The organism is Collimonas sp. PA-H2 (genome assembly GCF_002564105.1).
Classification (GTDB): Bacteria; Pseudomonadota; Gammaproteobacteria; order Burkholderiales; family Burkholderiaceae_D; genus Collimonas.
The window spans coordinates 1,426,305-1,442,973 of sequence record NZ_PDBX01000001.1 but is presented as its reverse complement, the minus strand read 5'-3'; the positions used below and the strand labels follow the sequence as shown (position 1 = coordinate 1,442,973).

General features: G+C 59.1%; 7 protein-coding genes and 1 pseudogene. 2 read left to right on the top strand and 6 right to left on the bottom strand.

Annotated elements, in window-relative coordinates:
- Positions 1-15 precede the first annotated feature (15 nt).
- Together BCF11_RS06535 and BCF11_RS28585 are read left to right on the top strand one after the other, a co-directional pair.
- A pseudogene (locus BCF11_RS06535) lies at positions 16-6,300 on the top strand (ESPR-type extended signal peptide-containing protein); the annotation flags it as partial.
- A gap of 312 nt (positions 6,301-6,612) precedes the next feature.
- Positions 6,613-7,350: a YadA family autotransporter adhesin gene (locus BCF11_RS28585; protein WP_369827840.1), complete on the top strand. Its 738-nt coding sequence runs from the start codon at positions 6,613-6,615 to the stop codon at positions 7,348-7,350.
- A 101-nt stretch (positions 7,351-7,451) separates the two neighbouring features.
- Here BCF11_RS28585 and BCF11_RS06530 read toward each other — a convergent pair whose 3' ends face one another.
- From BCF11_RS06530 to BCF11_RS06505, 6 genes are all read right to left on the bottom strand, one after another.
- Positions 7,452-8,255, bottom strand: a complete 804-nt coding sequence (locus tag BCF11_RS06530) for a MetQ/NlpA family ABC transporter substrate-binding protein (protein ID WP_098494030.1) — start codon at positions 8,253-8,255, stop codon at positions 7,452-7,454.
- A gap of 68 nt (positions 8,256-8,323) precedes the next feature.
- Positions 8,324-8,977 (bottom strand): methionine ABC transporter permease, encoded by a 654-nt coding sequence (locus BCF11_RS06525; RefSeq protein WP_098494029.1) that lies wholly within the window; start codon positions 8,975-8,977, stop codon positions 8,324-8,326.
- Positions 8,967-10,016, bottom strand: a complete 1,050-nt coding sequence (locus tag BCF11_RS06520) for a methionine ABC transporter ATP-binding protein (protein ID WP_098494028.1) — start codon at positions 10,014-10,016, stop codon at positions 8,967-8,969. Before BCF11_RS06520 ends, BCF11_RS06525 begins: the two co-directional genes overlap by 11 nt.
- Positions 10,017-10,488: 472 nt before the next feature.
- Entirely contained in the window at positions 10,489-12,141 is a 1,653-nt protein-coding gene (gene groL / locus BCF11_RS06515) for a chaperonin GroEL (protein ID WP_098494027.1), read from the bottom strand.
- 101 nt (positions 12,142-12,242) lie between these two features.
- On the bottom strand, positions 12,243-12,536 hold the full coding sequence (gene groES, locus BCF11_RS06510; RefSeq protein ID WP_061534450.1) for a co-chaperone GroES: 294 nt from the start codon (positions 12,534-12,536) through the stop codon (positions 12,243-12,245).
- Between the two features lie 422 nt (positions 12,537-12,958).
- Positions 12,959-16,174 carry a di-heme oxidoredictase family protein gene (locus tag BCF11_RS06505; protein WP_098494026.1) on the bottom strand — a complete coding sequence of 1,072 codons (3,216 nt, stop codon included), beginning with the start codon at positions 16,172-16,174 and terminating at the stop codon, positions 12,959-12,961.
- Positions 16,175-16,669 lie beyond the last annotated feature (495 nt).

Genomic DNA, 16,669 nt, shown 5'->3' with positions numbered 1-16,669 from the left:
TGTATCGAGCCAACTATGAATAATATTTACCGCACCGTATATAGCCAAGTCCTGGGCACCTGGGTCGCGGTCTCGGAGCTGGTTGCCGCCAAAGGCAAGCGCTCCGGATCGAGCCGTTCCGTGGCTGCGCCGCTGACGGCAGGGGGATCTGCCTGGGAGGCATTCCTGACATCGAGGTTTCCGCTAAAGAAATCGGTATTTGCCTTGACGCTGGTTTTGCCACTCTCGGGTTATGCCGCTACCATCGCGAATTCGGGGGGGGTCATCTGCACTACCACATCGGCTTCGTCTTTTACTGGCCCGGATGGGACGACCTACAACGCGACCCAAACTGATGGCAACGGCTATTATTCACTTGTCGCTGGTTGCGGAGCTAACGGGAATAATTTTCTTGCCGTGACCCTGTTCGGAGCCGGCAGCAAAGTCAGCGGCGACTATGGAGCAGCCTTGGGTTTCATGAGTCAGGCCGGCAATCTGGCGACGGCTGTCGGTGTACAAGCAAATGCGTCCGGCCAGAGCAGTGTGGCGGTTGGTTTATTGAGCCAGGCGGCTGCGCTGAATGCCGTTTCCATCGGTTCGGGCGGCAGCGCAACAACGCCGACCAAGGCCACTGCCACGCAGGCGGGAGCAGCCGGCGCGGTGGCGATCGGCGGCAACGCCACCAGCGGTGCGCAGGCGATGGCCGCTGACGGCCTGGCGATCGGCGGGCAGTCGTCGGTTGCGAATGGCGCAACTGCCGGCGTGGCGCTGGGACGCGGCGCTACGGCGTCGTATGCAAACAGCGTGGCGCTGGGCGCCGGTTCGACTACCGGCGCGGCAGCGCCTACCGGTACCGGTTTCCTGACAGGTACAGCGGCCCCGGCATCTGAAGTGTCGGTTGGTTCTGCCGCTGCGCTGCGCCGCATCACCAATGTGGCAGACGGCTCGGCGCCGCAGGATGCGGTCACCGTGGCGCAGTTGAGCACCGGCATGAGCAGTACTAACAGCAGCATTACTTCGCTGTCGACTTCGACTTCAACCGGTTTGAGCACTGCCAACAGCAGCGTGACTTCGCTGTCGACTTCGACCTCGACCGGCTTGAGCACGACCAACAGCAGCGTGACTTCGTTGTCGACTTCGACCTCAACCGGCCTGAGCACCGCCAACAGCAGCGTGACTTCGCTGTCGACTTCGACCTCAACCGGCCTGAGCACGACTAACAGCAGCGTGACTTCGTTGTCGACTTCCACATCGACCGGCCTGAGCACCACCAACAGCAGCCTGACATCGTTGTCGAGTGGATTAAGTACGACCAACGGTAACGTTACATCACTCTCGACTTCCTCTTCGACCGGCCTGAGCACCGTCAACAGCAGCGTAAGCTCGCTGTCGACCTCAAGCTCGACCGGCCTGAGCACCGCCAGCAGCAACCTGACATCGTTGTCGAGCGGCCTGAGCACGGCCAAAAGCAATGTCACATCGTTGTCCACCTCCACTTCGACCGGTCTGAGCACGGCTAACAGCAATGTGACATCGTTGTCGACTTCCACATCGACTGGCCTGAGCACGACGAACAGCAGCGTGACTTCGCTGTCGACTTCGACATCGACCGGCTTGAGCACGGCCAACAGCAGCGTGACGTCGCTGTCGACCTCGACTTCGACCGGCCTCAGCACGGCCAACAGCAGCGTGACGTCGCTGTCGACCTCGACTTCGACCGGCCTCAGCACGGCCAACAGCAGCGTGACGTCGCTGTCGACCTCGACTTCAACCGGCTTGAGCACTACCAACAGCACTGTAGCATCGCTGTCGACCGGCCTCAGCACCAGCGCCAGCAGCGTAACTTCGCTGTCGACTTCGGTCTCGACCGGTTTGAGCACCACCAACAGCAGCGTGACTTCGCTGTCGACCTCAACCTCTACCGGCTTGAGCACGACTAACAGCGGCGTGACATCGTTGTCGACTTCGGCTTCGACCGGCCTCAGCACAGCTAACAGCAGCGTCACCTCGCTGTCGACCTCTACCTCTACCGGCCTCAGCACGGTCAACAGCAACGTCACATCGCTGTCGAGCGGCTTGAGCACCACCAACAGCAATGTGTCATCGTTATCGACTTCGGCTTCGACCGGCCTGAGCAGCACCAACAGCAGCGTGACCTCGCTGTCGACCTCGACTTCAACTGGCTTGAGCACGACCAACAGCAGCGTGACTTCGCTGTCGACCTCGGCTTCGACCGGTCTGAGCACCACCAACAGCAGCGTGAGCTCGCTGTCGACCTCGACTTCAACTGGCTTGAGCACGGCCAACAGCAGCGTGACTTCGCTCTCTACCTCGACTTCTACAGGCTTGAGTACTGCCAATAGCAACGTGGGTTCGTTATCGACCTCCACGTCAACCGGCCTTAGTACTGCAAACAGCAATGTCAGCTCGCTGTCGACCGGCCTCAGCACCACCAACAGCAGCGTTTCTTCATTGTCGACCTCGGCTTCGACCGGCCTGAGCACCGCCAATAGCAACGTGACTTCGCTGTCGACCTCAACCTCGACCGGCCTGAGCACCACCAACAGCAGTGTTTCCTCGTTATCGACCTCGGCTTCGACCGGCCTGAGCACCATCAATAGCAACGTGACTTCGCTGTCGACCTCAACCTCGACCGGCCTGAGCACCACCAACAGCAGTGTTTCCTCGCTATCGACCTCGGCTTCGACCGGCCTGAGCACCACTGGCAGCAATCTCGTTTCCTTGTCGACAGGGCTGAGCAGCACCAACAGCAACGTGGGTTCGCTGTCGACCTCAGCCTCTACCGGCCTGAGTACGGTCAGCGCCGGCGTCGCTTCTTTGTCGACCAGTTCGTCAAGCCTGAAGGTTTCCGGTGTTTACAATTATTTCAAGGCCGATGGCTTGCAGAACGGCCTCGATGACGCCCGGATTACTGCCGGCAAGAATTCGGTAGCGATTGGTGCGAATTCGTTTGACGACGGCCGCCAGAATGTAGTGTCCGTGGGTGATGTGGGTAAAGAGCGGCAAATCATCAACGTGGCAGCGGGTACGGCGCTGACCGATGCTGTCAACGTCAGCCAGCTGACCTCTTTGTCGACTTCAACTTCGACCGGCCTGAGCACAGTCAACAGCAATGTGTCTTCGCTGTCGACCGGCCTGAGCACCACCAACAGCAGTGTTAGTTCGCTGTCGACCTCGACCTCGACTGGCCTGAGCACCACCAACAGCAGCATCACTTCGCTGTCGACCTCGACCTCGACCGGCCTGAGCACGACCAACAGCAGCGTGAGCTCGCTGTCGACATCGACCTCAACCGGCCTGAGTACCACCAACAGCAGCGTCACCTCGCTGTCGACTTCTACCTCGACTGGCTTAAGCACCGCCAACAGCAGCGTGACTTCGTTGTCGACTTCGACCTCGACTGGCTTGAGCACCACCAATAGCAGCGTAGATTCGTTGTCGACCTCGACCTCGACTGGCCTGAGCACTGCCAACAGCAGTGTATCCTCGCTGTCGACATCAACCTCGACTGGTCTGAGTACAGCCAACAGCAGCGTGACTTCGCTGTCGACCTCGACCTCAACCGGCCTGAGCACGACCAACAGTAGTGTATCCTCGCTGTCGACATCAACCTCGACCGGCCTGAGCACGGCCAACAGCAGCGTAACTTCACTGTCGACTTCTACCTCGACCGGCCTGAGCACGGCCAACAGCAGTGTGGCCTCGCTGTCGACCTCAACCTCGACTGGTCTGAGCACTACCAACAGCAGCGTAGACTCGCTGTCGACTTCGACCTCTACCGGTCTGAGCACGGTTAATAGCAGCGTGACTTCGCTGTCGACCTCGACCTCCACGGGTTTAAGCACGGCCAACAGCAACGTAACTTCGCTGTCGACATCAACGTCTACCGGCCTGAGCACGACCAACAGCAGCGTGAGCTCGCTCTCGACCTCGACGTCGACGGGCCTGAGCACCACAAATAGCAGTGTCACCTCGCTGTCGACCTCGACGTCGACCGGCCTGAGCACGACCAACAGCAGCGTGACTTCGCTGTCGACCTCAACCTCCACAGGTTTGAGCGCCGCCAACAGCAGTGTAGACTCGTTGTCTACTTCGACTTCTACCGGTCTCAGCACGACCAACAGCAGCGTCACCTCACTGTCGACATCAACGTCTACCGGGCTGAGCACCACCAATAGCAGCGTGTCATCGCTGTCGACCTCGACTTCTACCGGCCTGAGCACCACCAATAGCAGCGTGAGCTCGCTGTCGACCTCAACTTCCACAGGTTTGAGCACAGCCAACAGCAGCGTAGACTCCCTGTCTACTTCGACTTCGACCGGTCTGAGCACGACCAACAGCAGCGTGGCCTCGCTGTCGACTTCGACCTCGACCGGCCTGAGCACCACCAACAGCAGCGTGACTTCGCTGTCGACCTCAACTTCCACAGGTTTAAGTACGGTCAATAGCAGTGTAGACTCATTGTCTACTTCGACTTCGACCGGTCTAAGCACCACCAATAGCAGCGTGAGCTCGCTGTCGACCTCAACTTCCACAGGTTTGAGCACAGCCAACAGCAGCGTAGACTCCTTGTCTACTTCAACCTCGACTGGCCTGAGTACGACCAACAGTAGCGTGTCTTCGTTGTCGACTTCGACCTCCACCGGTCTGAGTACGATCAACAGCAGCGTGACCTCGCTGTCGACCTCAACTTCCACAGGTTTGAGCACAGCCAACAGCAGCGTAGACTCCTTGTCTACTTCAACCTCGACTGGCCTGAGTACGGCCAACAGTAGCGTGTCTTCGTTGTCGACTTCGACCTCCACCGGTCTGAGTACGACCAACAGCAGCGTGACCTCGCTGTCGACCTCGACTTCTACCGGCCTGAGCACCACCAACAGCAGTGTCACCTCGCTGTCGACCTCAACCTCGACTGGCTTGAGCACTACCAACAGTAGTGTGGATTCACTGTCGACCTCGACTTCTACCGGCCTGAGCACGACCAACAGCAGCGTGACCTCGCTGTCGACCTCGACCTCCACCGGTCTGAGCACGACCAACAGCAGCGTGACCTCGCTGTCGACCTCGACTTCTACCGGCCTGAGCACCACCAACAGCAGCGTCACCTCGTTGTCGACCTCAACCTCCACAGGCTTGAGCACCGTCAACAGCAGTGTAGACTCGTTGTCTACTTCGACTTCTACCGGCCTCAGCACGACCAACAGCAGTGTCACCTCACTGTCGACATCAACGTCTACCGGGTTGAGCACGACCAACAGCAGCGTGACCTCGCTGTCGACTTCGACCTCGACCGGCCTGAGCACCACCAACAGCAGCGTGACTTCGTTGTCGACTTCGACTTCCACCGGTCTGAGCACGACTAACAGCAGCGTGGCTTCGCTGTCGACTTCGACTTCAACTGGCCTGAGCACCGCCAACAGCAGCGTCACCTCGCTGTCGACCTCGACTTCGACCGGCCTGAGCACCGCCAACAGCAGCGTCACCTCGCTGTCGACTTCAACCTCGACTGGCTTAAGCACCGCCAACAGCAGCGTGACTTCGTTGTCGACTTCTACCTCGACTGGCTTGAGCACCACCAATAGCAGCGTAGATTCGTTGTCTACATCGACCTCGACTGGCCTGAGCACTGCCAACAGTAGTGTATCCTCGCTGTCGACATCAACCTCGACTGGCCTGAGTACAGCCAACAGCAGCGTGACTTCGCTGTCGACCTCGACCTCAACTGGCCTGAGCACGACCAACAGTAGTGTATCCTCGCTGTCGACATCAACCTCGACCGGCCTGAGCACGGCCAACAGCAGCGTAACCTCACTGTCGACTTCTACCTCGACCGGCCTGAGCACCGCCAGCAGTAGCGTGACTTCGCTGTCGACCTCGACCTCGGGAGGCCTGAGCACCGTCACCAGTAATGTCAGCTCGCTGTCGACTTCGGTCTCCAGCTTGCAGAAGTCGGGCGTCAGCTACTACTTCAAGGCCGATGGCAAGCTGGATGGTTCGGATGATGCATCCGTCAGCGCCGGCTCCAACTCGATCGCGATCGGCGCCAATTCTACCAACGGCACCCGCCCCAATGTGGTGTCGGTGGGCTCGGTCGGTAAAGAACGGCAGATCATCAATGTCGCGGCCGGCACGCAGAACACGGATGCCGTCAACGTCAGCCAGTTGAACTCGCTGTCGACGGCTACCGCCACCGGCCTTGGTTCATTGTCGACCGGCCTGAGCTCGGCCAACAGCAACGTGAACTCGCTGTCGACCTCGACCTCGACTGGTTTGTCGGCCAACACCAGCAGCATCAATTCGCTGTCGACCAGTTTGTCGAGCAACACCTCGAACGTCAATTCGCTGTCGACCGGCCTGAGTTCGACCAAAAGCAGCGTCACTTCCCTGTCGACTTCAAGCTCGACCGGAATCGCGTCTCTGTCGACCGGCATTTCATCCTTGTCGACCGGTTTGAGCCAGGTATCGTCGCTCTCAACCGGCTTGAGCAACATCACCAACGGCGCCAATTCGCTGTCGACCACGCTGATTTCGCTGGTCGATGCCGAAAAGAATGCGATTGGCAACGGCGGCACACTGGGCGGCACCACCATTGGCGGTTCCAACGGCAACGGCATGGTGCAGACGCGCGGCACCAGCGGTACGGCTATCAACAACGTGACGGCGGCGACCTGCACCAGCGTCCGCGGTGTCGACGCCACTGGTTCCGGCCTGTGCGCGCAAGCGACCAAAGACGGCGCAACGGCAATCGGTTCCAACGCCCAGGCGACCGATACCAACACCACCGCGGTAGGCTTCCGTGCCTTGGCATCGCAGGCCGGTTCGGTAGCCGTCGGCTACAACGCCCGGGCAATCGGCGATCCGACAGTGGCGATCGGGAATAATGCGTTGGCCTCTGGGAATGACGCGGTGGCGCTGGGAGCGGAAACGCAGGCGCTGGCCAATAACTCGGTCGCTCTGGGCGCTTATTCGGTTGCGAACCAAGCGAACACGGTTTCCGTGGGATCTGCCGGCAATGAACGCCGCCTGACCAATGTCGCGCCGGGTATCAACCTGACCGATGGCGTGAATGTCTCGCAGCTCACCAATTTGCAGAACCAGATCGGTGACGTCAAACGTATCGCCTACTCAGGTATCGCGATGAGCATGGCGGCAACCGGTGCGGTGATGCCGACGCTGTATGGGGGTGAAAAGGGAGTTGGCATCGGTGTCGGCGCCTTCCAGGGATATGGCGCGCTGGCCTTGCAATTCAAGGCGGTCAGCAAAACCGGCAACAGCACCTGGGGTGTGGGCTTCACCTCCACCGGCAGGGATAGCGGCATCAATGTCGGTTTCGGCTACCGCTGGCAGTAAGCGGCCTGTCATGACATCGCAGGCAATTCCGAGGCGATAGCGGCAGACGAAAAAAAGCCCGCGCTGCAACCGCAGCGCGGGCTTTTGTCGTTCCAGGCTTATTACCAGGCAGGGATTACCGAGCTCTTGAACTGTGTCATGACGTATTGTTTTACTTCAGGGCTGTGATAGGCCTTCACCAGCTTGGCTACCCAAGGCTTGTCCTTGTCAGCAAGGCGTACGGCGATCACGTTGGCGTAAGGACCTTTTGCCGCTTCGATGGCGATGCCGTCCCGGGTCGGATCCAGTCCGGCCGATTCCGCATAATTGCCGTTGATTGCCGCTGCATCCAGGTCATCCAGCGAGCGTGGCAGCTGGGCTGCGTCGATTTCGACGATCTTCAGCTTCTTCGGATTGTCGGCGATATCCAGCGGCGTCGCCTTCAGGCCGGCATCGGCCTTTAGCTTCAGCAAGCCTTGCGCTTGCAGCAGCAACAAGGCGCGGCCGCCGTTGGTCGGATCGTTAGGGATGCCGATGCGGGCGCCGTTCTTCAGGTCCTTGAGCGATTTAACTTTCTTCGAGTACACGCCCATCGGGAAAGTGATGGTGTAGCCGACGTTCACCAGCTTGTAGCCGCGGTCCTTGATCTGCGCTTCCAGGTAGGGCAGGTGCTGGTAGCTATTGGCATCCAGGTCGCCGGCCGCCAGCGCCGCGTTGGGCTGCACGTAATCGCTGAATTCAACGATCTGGATAGCCAGGCCATCCTTGGCCGCCACTTTCTTGACGACTTCGAGAATCTGCGCGTGCGGGCCGCCGGTAGCGCCGATCTTGATCGGCTTTTCCTGGGCGGAGGCGATGACGGGAGCGCTCAGGCTGGCGATCACGCCCAGGCCGGCAAAGAATTGCACTAGTTGACGACGGTTCATTTTCTTCCTTTCAAAAATCATGATGAATCCGCAGCCTTAAAGAGGCAGCGGCAGCGGATTCTGAAGCGTTAGCGGTGGCTGAGGCGGCGCACTAGAATGTCGCCCAGCGTTTGCACCAGTTGTACGAAAACGATCAGGATCACCACCACCAGCAGCATCACTTCCGGCAGGAAGCGCTGGTAGCCATAGCGTATCCCCAGGTCGCCCAGGCCGCCGCCGCCTATGGCGCCGGCCATGGCCGAGTAGCCGACCAGGCTGACGAAGGTAATCGTCAGGCCGGCGACGATGCCGGCGAAGGCTTCCGGCACCAGCACCTTGTAGACGATTTGCCAGGTGGTGGCGCCCATGGCCTGCGCCGCTTCGATCAGGCCGCGGTCGACTTCGCGCAGCGCGGTTTCCACCAGCCGTGCAATGAACGGCGCCGAGGCAATCGTCAATGGCATGATGGCGGCCGCGGTGCCGATGGAGGTGCCGACGAAAAAGCGGGTAAAGGGAATCACCGCCACCAGCAGGATGATGAAGGGCGTCGAGCGCACCGCATTGACGATCAATCCGGCGATGCGGTTGAAAATCGGCTGCGGCAGAACGCCTTCGCGGCCAGTCAAGTGCAGGGCGATTCCCAGCGGCACGCCAAGCAGGGCGCCGAGGATGCCGGAGATGCCGACCATCATCAGGGTCTCGCCGAACGACGATAAAAACAGATCAAGCATTTCAGATGACATGGTTCAACTCCTCCACAGTGACGCCCTGGGCCGTCAGGTAAGCCATGGCGGCCTGGATATTTTCAGTGGTGCCGTTGGCCAGGATCGCCAGCGAGCCGAACGCCTGTCCTTGTATTTCGTCGATCTGGCCATGCAGGATGTTGAAATCGAGGTCGAACTTGCGTACCGCTTCCGACAGCAGCGGCTGATCGACGCCCGAGCCGGTGAAGGCGAAGCGGAACAGATGATCGGTGCCGCTGCCGGCATCGCTTTGCGCCAGCCGCGCGCGCAGGCGCTGCAAGACGCCTTGCGGCAGTTCCTGGGCGATCACGTCGCCGATCAGGGCGCGCGTTACTTCATGTTTGGGCGCGCGGAACAGTTCCAGAACTTCGCCGTGTTCGATCACTTCGCCGGCTTCCATCACCGCCATGCGGTCGCAAATCATCTTGATCACTTCCATCTGGTGCGTGATCAGCACAATCGTCAGGCCCAGTTCGCGGTTGATCTTGCGCAGCAGTTCCAGGATGGAGCGGGTGGTTTCCGGATCGAGCGCAGAGGTGGCTTCATCCGACAGCAGGACTTTCGGTTCATTGGCTAGCGCGCGGGCGATGCCGACGCGCTGTTTCTGGCCGCCGCTGATCTGCGCCGGATAACTGTCCTTGAGCGCGGTCAAGCCCACCAGCTCCAGCAGCGGCGTAACTTTGGCGGCAATGGCGCTTTTCGACAAACCGGCCAGTTCCAGCGGTAGCGCGATATTGTCGTAGACGGTGCGTGACGACAGCAGGTTGAAATGCTGGAAGATCATGCCGATTTCGCGCCGCGCGCCGCGCAGCTGCTCGGCGTTCAGCGCGGTCATGTCCTTGCCGTCGACGATGATGTTGCCGGAAGTAGGGCGGTTCAGCAGGTTGAGGCAACGCACCAGGGTGCTTTTGCCGGCGCCGCTGCGGCCGATGATGCCGAAGATCTCGCCCTTGCGTATCGTCAGATTGACGTTACGGACCGCATCGACCGGGCCGCGCGCGCCGTTGAAGCGCTGGGTGACTGCTTTGATTTCTATCATTTCAGAATGAAAAAAGGCAGCTGATTGTCGCAATATCAACAATCTCGCCGCCATTATGTTTTTTAGTAGGTGCTTATTTTATAAGCGTTTGTCAGGCAAGGGAAGGAACATTTAGACATGGTCATATTACTGTCATGTCTATACACCCACCACGACCACCAGCAGTAGTTCAATCGGGGTCAGAGTTGTTTTACAACGGCTGTATCGTCGTAAATTACTCTGACCCCGATTGAACGGGCTACGGAGCGCAGTGCGCGCGCAACAACCATTCTCTCTTCGGTTGCCGTCAATAGGGGACAGAGCTGCACGGGAAGTGTAACTCGCCGCGCTGCGGCGGCTCGCAAACTCTGTCCCCAATTGACTGCTATTGGCCGCACAATAAAAAAAGCCCACGACGGATAACCATCGCAGGCTTTTTCAAAGAAAAACAGCAAATGCTTTATCGGGACCGGAATATTCCGGCCCGTCAAAATTACATCATACCGTCCATACCACCCATGCCGCCCATGCCACCCATGCCGCCAGGCATGCCGCCAGCCGACTTGTCTTCTGGCTGTTCAGCGATCATCGCTTCAGTAGTCAGGATCAGGGAGGCAACCGAAGCGGCGTTTTGCAATGCCGAACGGGTAACCTTGGTTGGGTCCAGGATGCCCAGTGCAATCATGTCGCCATAAGTGCCGTCGGCAGCGTTGTAACCGTAGTTGCCCTTGCCTGCCAAGACCGCGTTGACCACAACCGATGGCTCGTCGCCAGCGTTGAATACGATCTGGCGCAGTGGCTCTTCGATCGCGCGCAGCACGATCTTGATGCCGGCTTCCTGGTCAGGATTGTCGCCCTTCAGGTCCTTGATATTGGCACGTGCGCGCAGGAATGCAACGCCGCCGCCTGGCACAACGCCTTCTTCAACTGCTGCACGGGTAGCGTGCAGAGCATCTTCAACGCGTGCTTTCTTTTCTTTCATTTCAACTTCGGTAGCAGCACCGACTTTGATCAGAGCAACGCCGCCGGCCAGCTTGGCAACGCGTTCTTGCAGTTTTTCACGGTCGTAATCCGAAGATGCTTCTTCGATTTGCGCGCGGATTTGCTTGACGCGAGCTTCGATAGTGATGGCTTCGCCTGCACCGTCGATGATGGTGGTGTTTTCCTTGCTGATTTCGATGCGCTTGGCTTGGCCCAGTTCAGCCAGAGTAGCTTTTTCCAGGGTCAGGCCGACTTCTTCGGCGATCACTTGGCCGCCGGTCAGGATAGCGATGTCTTCCAGCATGGCTTTACGACGGTCGCCGAAACCTGGAGCCTTGACAGCTGCAGTCTTCAGGATGCCGCGGATGTTGTTGACCACCAGAGTAGCCAGTGCTTCGCCTTCGACATCTTCTGCGATGATCAGCAGTGGACGGCCGGACTTGGCGACTTGTTCCAGGATCGGCAGCAGGTCACGGATGTTCGATACTTTTTTGTCGAACAACAGGATGAACGGATTTTCCAGAGCAACAACTTGCTTTTCCTGGTTGTTGATGAAGTATGGCGACAGGTAGCCGCGGTCGAATTGCATACCTTCGACGATGTCCAGTTCGTTTTCCAGCGACTTGCCATCTTCAACTGTGATCACGCCTTCTTTGCCGACTTTGTCCATTGCCTTGGCAATGATTTCACCGATGTCGGTGTCGGAGTTAGCGGAGATCGAACCAACTTGGGCGATTTCCTTGCTGGTTGTAGTTGGCTTCGACAGAGTCTTGATTTCAGCAACGATGGCGACAACAGCTTTGTCGATACCGCGCTTCAGGTCTGTAGGGTTGAAACCGGCGGCAACGTACTTGAAGCCTTCGCGAACGATAGCTTGTGCCAGCACGGTAGCGGTAGTGGTACCGTCACCAGCGTTGTCGGAAGTCTTGGAAGCAACTTCTTTCACGAGCTGCGCGCCCATGTTTTCCAGCTTGTCTTTCAGCTCGATTTCTTTAGCGACCGAAACACCGTCCTTGGTTACTGTAGGGGCGCCGAAGCTGCGCTCCAAAACCACGTTACGGCCCTTAGGACCCAAAGTGACCTTGACTGCGTTAGCCAGGATGTTGACGCCGTTGACGATCTTGGCGCGTGCTTCATCGCCGAAAATTACTTGCTTTGCTGCCATGTTTGATTCTCCTGAATAGGGTTGAATTCGATTGTGTAGTGCACGGACCTGATGAGGCGCGCTGGGCGCCGATCAATCAGATAATCCCGGTTTAACCGAAATTACTTGCCTTCAACTACGGCAAACAGGTCTTCTTCGCGCATTACCAGCAACTCATTGCCGTCGATCTTGACAGCCTGGCCGGAGTATTTGCCGAACAGAACGCGATCGCCAACCTTGACTGCCAGCGCACGGACATTGCCGTTTTCCAGAATCTTGCCGTTACCGACGGCCAGCACTTCACCTTGATCCGGCTTTTCAGCAGCCGCTTCAGGCAACACGATACCGGATGCGGTCTTGGTTTCCTGGTCGAGACGCTTGACGATAACGCGATCGTGCAAAGGACGAAGATTCATATGTGACTCCTTAAGATTCAACAGGTTATTTGTATTTGCAGCAACATCGCAGCAAAGCACCACTGTTCTGCTTTGCTATATATATGCGCCGCACAGTGACTAGTTAGTTCGGGGAGATTGTTAGCACTCTCTCCTAACGAGTGCTAAGTATAGGGACGCTCTGTTGATTTTTCAAGCCCGCATTCCGGTTTGCATTGATCTTGAATTGCGTAATTTGCAATTATCGATATTCGTTTAATGCTTAATGGCAATGATTGGGATCGACGGAGGCTCTTTTATTTCTGAAAAGAGTGTGCACAGCTATTGGCGCTGGTGCGAAGGCCGTCGAAAGGCAGAGCCGGAAATACCTGTAATGCAAACGGCCGCCGGGCAGCTTATCTGCCCGGCGGCCGGCACATCATGCAACACAGTCCTTAAGCAGACTACAGAGACCTGAGGAACGCCAGCAGGGCTTCGCGGTCGGTCGCGGACAGGGCCTGGAAGCGCTGGCGGGTGCGGTCCGCCTCGCCGCCATGCCAGAGGATGGCCTCGGTGAGATTGCGGGCGCGGCCATCATGCAGATAACCGACTTTGGCGCTGTTGCCCATCACCTTGTCGGTGTAGCCGATACCCCACAAAGGCGCCGTGCGCCACATGCTGCCCTTGGCCTGGCCCTCGACAAACTTGTCGGCAAGGTCGGCGCCCATGTCGTGCAGCAGCAAGTCGGTGTACGGGTGGATGGTCTGGTTACGCAACTCGGCAAACAGATGGCCAGATCCGGTCTTCATCTCCACTGCGTGGCAGGCGGTGCATCGTATGCCCTGGAAGACCTTGGCGCCGCTGCTTACCTGGGCCGGGTCGACGCGGTGTTCATCCAATGGCGCTACGCCCTTGGGGAAGCCGCTGGCAAGACTGCGCTGGGCCGGCACGCCCACCAGTGAAAGATAGTGCGAGATCGCTTGCAGATCGGACTCCGAGATGCCTTTTTGCACGCCGGCGGAGGCGCAACCGGCAGGGTCGGTGTTGCAGGCACGGTTGGGGTAGACCGGCGAGGTCACCGCCATGTCCAGCAGCAAGGCGGAAGCAGCTTGCTGGCGCAGTGTCGCCTTGGATGCCTTCCAGCCGAAGCGGCCCAAGCGCACGGCGCGGGTCTCAGGATCGAAGACGAAGTTAGGCAGGCCCTTGACGCCATCTTCATCCGGCGTCGCGCGTGCGCGCGCAAGGATGTCCGCTTCCGGCACGGCTTCCAGCAAGCCGGTGCCAATCATCGGCTGCGCGGCGCGCAGCGAGAAGGCGTCCGGCACCGGCCCCTCGAAGGCAAGCGTCGGCTTGCGCAACTCAACTGCCGTGCCGTCCGCCAGCTTCACTGAACGGCTCTCGAATCCGCCGACGTTGACGCTGTTGCCCCAGTTCTGCGAGGTTCCGCTCACCGACGCGCCGTTCATCTGTACGGCGGTGCCATACTGTGGATGCGGCAGCTGCTGTCCGCTGGCATCGATCATCGCCACCCGCACCGACATGCTGTCAAGGCGCTGGTTCAATGCACCCGGCGCGACGCTGCGGCCGTTGTTGACGTGGCAGGCGATACAGGCGGACTGGTTAAAGCGCTGCCCCTGCAAGCCGACGGCAGGTGCATAGCGGTCATTGCCCGGCTCGTTATGATCACCGGTGGTGAAGTTGGTATGCACCAGCCGCCGGCCTTCGACGAAGCGCTGCATGTTCTGCATGCCGACATTGTTTTGCGGCTGCTGGAACATGAACAGTCCATTGTTTGAATAGTTGTAGGACACCGAGCCGACACCGCCCGACAAGGTATCAGCCGGCAGCGGCACCGAGTTCAGGCGCGGCTGCACGCCGTACCATGGCCTGAGGCCGGTGCCCACCACGTAGATCCATTCGGCCGAGTAGTAGCGGATGCCGCCGTCGTCGCCTTTGGCCAGCATGGCGTCCTTGGTGGAGAAGAACGACGGCGAGACTTCGATCACATCGCCCACCACCAGCGGCCGGCCGGGAACGTTTTTGCCATTGGGGAAGCCGTCGGCGCCAAGGTCGCCGTGCCCCGGGTAGCCGCTGACAGTCAGGCTGCAGCCGTTGTTGTACAGGTTGGCGTTGGCCAGCTTGCCGTTCGGCGGGTAGGGTACGGGCGGGCAGATGGTGAGGCTGTGGTCGACCAGCTCGCCGGGATTCATCCAGCCGTAGCCGGTGACGCCAGGCCGGTCGAAGGCGCGGAACCAGGCCACGCCGCCGGGCAGCTGGGCTTGCTGGAAGTACTCGTTGACTTTCAGCGTCGGCTTGGTCACGCCTGCAACGCGGCTATTGTCGATGACCTCGAAACCCCAGGTGCGATTCTTGAAATATTGTGGCACGAAAGTCAGATAATTGCCCGGTCCTTTATCCACCGGCAAGCCGGTGACCGGGTCGACCGTTTCGTTGGGACCATAACCGATCTCGTTCCATTCCTCGCGGCGCTCGCGGCCGTGGCGGGCCAGGCCGCGCGCGCCGAAGCGCGTCACCAGCGTGCCGTCGGGCAGCGTGAATTGCAGCGTTTCCAGCGGCTCGGCGGAGCTGGGCAATGGCATCATGCCGTTGCCGCTGGCGGGAAATTTCAGCGCTGAGGTGGTGGCGCTGGGTAGTGTGTTGTCGCTGCCCGGTGTTTTGAACTCGACCTCGAACAGCGAGTAGCCATACTGCGTGGCCCGGGCTATTCCTTGCAATCGGATGTAACGGGCATTGGCGCCGAGATTGAAGAATTCCTCGGTGCCGCCCTGGCCGTTGCTCACGTAGCGTAGTTGCGACCAGGTCTGGCCGTCATCCGATACACGCAGCGTGTACTGCTTGCCGTAGGAGTTTTCCCAAAGCAGCTTCATGTAGCCGACCTGTGTCTTGGCGCCAAAGTCGAACTGAATCCAGGCGCCGTCCTCGGACGCGCTGGACCAGCGGGTAGTCATTTTGCCGTCGATCGCCATGGCGGCCGACAAGCCCGGATTCTCCAGAGCCGACGAGGTCGCCGCTACCGGCTTGATGGCCACACCCGGCTTGCTGGTGTCGACCGGCACGGGCACCGGATTAGATACGGGCGGCGCAACCGGGGTGCCTGAGAAGGCCTGGATCTCGAAGATGGAATAGCCGTACTGCGTCGACCGCTTGATGCCCTTCATGCGCAGATAGCGGCCCTGGCCTGAGAGCCCGCTCCAGTCCTCGGCGCCGCCCTGGCTATTGTCCACGGTCTTGATCGTGCTCCAGTTTGCATTGTCGTCGGAGACTTGCAGCAGGTACTGGAGAGCGTGGGCGTTTTCCCAGTCGATATGCACGCGATTGATGACCTGGGATGTGCCGAAATCCAGCGTCAGGTATTCATCGTCGGAGAATCCGCTGCCCCAGCGCGTGTTCTCATTGTGGTCGATGGCCGCGGCGGCGGACAGGTCGCCGCGCTCCACCGAACTGGCGCTGGCGCTCACCGGCGTCAGCACGATTTCGGCCGCGGCGCTGGCGGCGGCCAGGGCCTTGGCGCTCTTGGCCGCAGCATCCTGGGCAGCAGGATCGCCGCTGCCGCCGCCGCAGGCTGCAAGCAACAGGCTCAAAGCGAGGACTAGTCCCTGCGTGGAAAGGCCGCGTACGGATTCCGGTTTTAACCGATGCCGATATGGCAGTTTGTTCATGATGTATACCTTTGCTTTTTTGTTAGTGCGTTCTAATCAAAAAATGACCAGTTTGATCAACCGTCAAAACGTTTTCAGGTCTTGCTTGCAGATGAGGCGTTGGAGCAGCGGGCAGGTAGTCATGCGAAGCTTGCTTGCGGATTCGCCCGTGCCCGGGATGTATACAGATCAGATAAATTTCACTTGCCGATGAGTGCGCCATGACACAGGTCAAACGCCTCATTCCGCGAGCCGAGGTTCGCGAGAATTGATCCGTGGCGGATTCAGCGCGTTCGCAGTGCGGACATTTGCGTAGGAGCAAATGTTGTACCAGCAATATTGCTGGCATTTTCTTGACATTTAATGGCAGTAAAAAATTTATTGCCACGCGTTTGTCAGATACTGACATTTTTTGTCGGCGGGACTGATGCCTGTGACAGGCAGACGTTTACTTGTTTAGCGCGTCTTTGATTTGTTTAGCGCGTCATCAGCGCCGGCATTGCTTCAGGCGCGCAA